Source organism: Candidatus Neomarinimicrobiota bacterium (genome assembly GCA_030743815.1).
GTDB lineage: Bacteria > Fidelibacterota > Marinisomatia > Marinisomatales > S15-B10 > UBA2146.
The window spans coordinates 1-3238 of sequence record JASLRT010000105.1; the positions used below are offsets into that span (position 1 = coordinate 1).

The 3238-nt window shown below is 47.3% G+C and carries 4 protein-coding genes; all 4 read right to left on the reverse strand.

Annotated features, from left to right (window positions below):
* On the reverse strand, positions 1-530 hold a 530-nt coding region (locus tag QF669_08935), incomplete at its 3' end, for an SDR family NAD(P)-dependent oxidoreductase (GenBank protein MDP6457553.1).
* A gap of 21 nt (positions 531-551) precedes the next feature.
* Positions 552-2363 (reverse strand): aldehyde ferredoxin oxidoreductase family protein, encoded by a 1812-nt coding sequence (locus QF669_08940; GenBank protein MDP6457554.1) that lies wholly within the window; start codon positions 2361-2363, stop codon positions 552-554.
* Positions 2333-2851 (reverse strand): 4Fe-4S dicluster domain-containing protein, encoded by a 519-nt coding sequence (locus QF669_08945; protein ID MDP6457555.1) that lies wholly within the window; start codon positions 2849-2851, stop codon positions 2333-2335. The genes QF669_08940 and QF669_08945 overlap by 31 nt, the downstream gene beginning before the upstream one ends.
* 61 nt (positions 2852-2912) lie before the next feature.
* The coding region (locus tag QF669_08950; protein ID MDP6457556.1) for an enoyl-CoA hydratase-related protein at positions 2913-3238 on the reverse strand (326 nt) is incomplete at its 5' end.

The following is a 3238-nucleotide window of genomic DNA, read 5'->3' on the forward strand; positions in this document are numbered from 1 at the left end:
CGTCCCATTTCCTTGGCCACACTTTTAGACAAGCCAATCACACCAGCTTTGGCAGCAGCATAATTCGATTGGCCAAACTTTCCCCGGAGGGCGTTAATGGACGAAATGGTAATGATTCGGCCAGATTTCTTTTCCCTGAAAGTGGGAGCTGCGGCCCGAATATAGTTGAAAACACCTTTTAAATCAGTAGCAATGACTTCGTCCCACATTGTTTCTGTCATTTTCCAAATTACCCTATCCTGATTGGCGCCGGCATTATTCACCAGAATATCCAAGGTTCCAAATTTTTCAATGACCTGGTCTACTATTTCTTGAGCTTTAGCATAATCTGCCATATCTGCCTGAAAATATATACCCTTCACGCCCATTGATTCTATTTCTGCAAGAACTGTTTCCGCCCCTTCCTTATTGCTGTGATATGTGAAAGCGACATTCGCACCTTCTCCTGCTAGACTCTGAACGATGGCTGTACCAATCCCGGAGCTTCCCCCAGTTACTAATGCTGTCTTTCCTTCCAAGCGTTTGCTCATAAAATCTCCATAATTTTCCTGTTAGTTGTTTTTCCACCCTTTTTCTTTGTAATAATCCTTGACCATTCTATCAATATCTATCGTCGTCCCCTTCGCCGGTCCATCTGGAATGGGGTAATCCACAAAGCGGGCAGGAAGAGTGTCATCTTCTGGTTGGAGGCCTTCGCGAATGTTGAATTCTCTTTCGACTTGGCTGACATAGGAACAGATTTCCCAAAGTTGTTGCGCCTTTATATCACGCCCTAGCAGCCCTGAGTAAGCCTCTGCTGCGAAATCAAAGCCGATGACATCCACCATACAACAGGAAATATTCTTGCAAAGAGTCATGCTGTCAGAAAGAATCCCCATATGTTCGGCATAGTTAACCAATACCCCTTTCCCCTCCTCTTTTAATCTATGGGCCGCATCCCGGTTTCCTGTACGCTTCAGAGCCAATTCCTCATCTCCTGTCAATTCAATAGACGGTTCGCCGCGATAGTGATCTCCGCCCCGGGAATTGACAGCATTCATGAGAGCATATCCCTTAATCCCCCGGGGATCAGCAGAAAACAGTTCTAACCCCTTCACTTCGGCTGTCAGTTTTTGCGCTTCTTCACCAAATTGCTTTGCTGCACGCTTTGTCCCTTCCGCCAACAGGTCACCTATTCCCTCCCTGTGAGCAACCATTTCAGGGAGTCGAAGCAGGGCTTCCTTCGAACCCCAAGATAGATCTATATCGCCAACCTCCGCATCCGATACTATTCCTTCGTGTCTGCATTCCATAAGCCAAGCGATGACTTCTCCCATACTGATGCAGTCGAGCCCAAGCCTATTGACTGTATTGGATACAGCTACAGCCAGTTCCAAATCGGGATTTCCACATTTAACGGTAAATCCCGCCTGGGCCTCATACTCTGGGCCTTCTCCTTCATTATACTTTGTATATGTGTAGCGAGAACAATAGATATTGCAGTTATAGCACGATTTCGCTTTTACGACATGTTCGCAGCGTAGAGCCGTACCATTGACTTTTTTTAGGTCATCAAAAAGAGCTGTTCTGTAGTGATAAGCTGGTAACACGCCCATCTCTGCTAGTTCATCCATGATTTTTGTTGTTCCAAACTTATGCCGGTCTTCAAACTCATCGTTCTCTTCAATCCTCTGTTTGAACTGTTCGCATGTATTCTTGAACCGTTTTGGATCTACGGCTGTTACTGGCTTACTACCCCGGACAACAATAGCTTTGAGTTTCTTCGACCCCATAACTGCCCCCATTCCTGTCCGACCGGCAGCCCGAGCGAGATTGCAGGAAATTATTGAGTATCGAACTAGGTTCTCTCCGGCGGGACCAATGGCGGCAACCTGGAGATCAGGATCGTGAAGTTCATCTTGAAGCTGGACGGTTGTCTCTGTGATGTCCAGGCCCACCAAGTGTGAAGCGTCACGGAGTTCTACTTTGTCATCGTCGATAAAAAGATAAGTCCACCTGTCTGAAGCTCCTGTGAAAACAATTTGTTGATAACCGGCCCACCGTAGCTCCGGGGCGAAAAATCCTCTGGCTCCCGAATCTCCTAGAATCCCCGTAAGTGGACTCTTGGCGCTGGCGATAAATCGGCAGGTTCCGATCAATTCGCTTCCTGTAAGTGGTCCCACTGCAATACAAAGAATATTCTCTGGCCCCAGTGGATCTATCCCGGGCTTTAATTCATTCATTAGTGTGATACTGTTCCATGTTCGCCCTCCAATTCCATTATCTGGTGTTTGACTTTTTTCGACCTTGCCGTAAGTCAGATCCACTCGCAGACTTGTTCCTCGGCAGATACTCACGAATCTACCCTCAAGCCATCCTTCCATTCTTCGCGGATTGGTTCACCCTGCACGGAAACGTAATTCGCACGTTTCTGATTGGGATTTCCATCAGTCTGGAGGAAGGATACCAGACTACTGTCCCGGTGATCTTCGATGTATGAGAGAGCGCCGCTGGGGCAGGCGGTCACGCAGGAAGTGGCACCATCACACAGATCACAATAAAGAGGCAAGTGATCGTAAAATCCGATAGCACCCACCGGGCATGCATCCACACAGATTTGGCAGGACGTGCATAAATCTTCATCCAGAATTATTTCGCCTTTGTCGCCTACAGACAATGCCGTAGTGGGACACTCTAAACAGGGTTTCTCCAAGCAACTGAGGCAGGCAATGGCCATCTCCAAACCTACACTTTCCAGCTTGGCGACACGAATGCGGGACATAGCCCGGGTGACACTGCCAAAGTGAAACGAGCTGCAAGCAACCTCGCACATGCGGCAACCCACACAGATTCGAAGCTCACAATGGATCATGGTTGTAAGCCTTCATAATCCTTGCACCAATTTATTATTCCAAAATGGATGATTCTATCTATCAACTATTTGTCCACTTCGGCTTCCGTTTCTCCAAAAAAGCTTCTATACCTTCATTAGCATCGTGAGTTTCCATTAATTTGGTTGTGTATGTCTCAGCAAGTTTGTCCAGACTCACAGATAAGTTTTCGTTAAATGCCGTCCGTGCTGCGCGGCTGGCAAAACGCAGAGATGATGCACTCTTTCCCAAGATGTGTTTTTCGACCCAGTTATTGGCACCATCTATCATTGATTGTTGGCTCTCAAAAAGCTGCGTCCCCAAACCGGAAGACATAACCTCATTAGGTTTCATGCTCCTGCCGGAAAGAAGCAATTCATCGGCTTTGG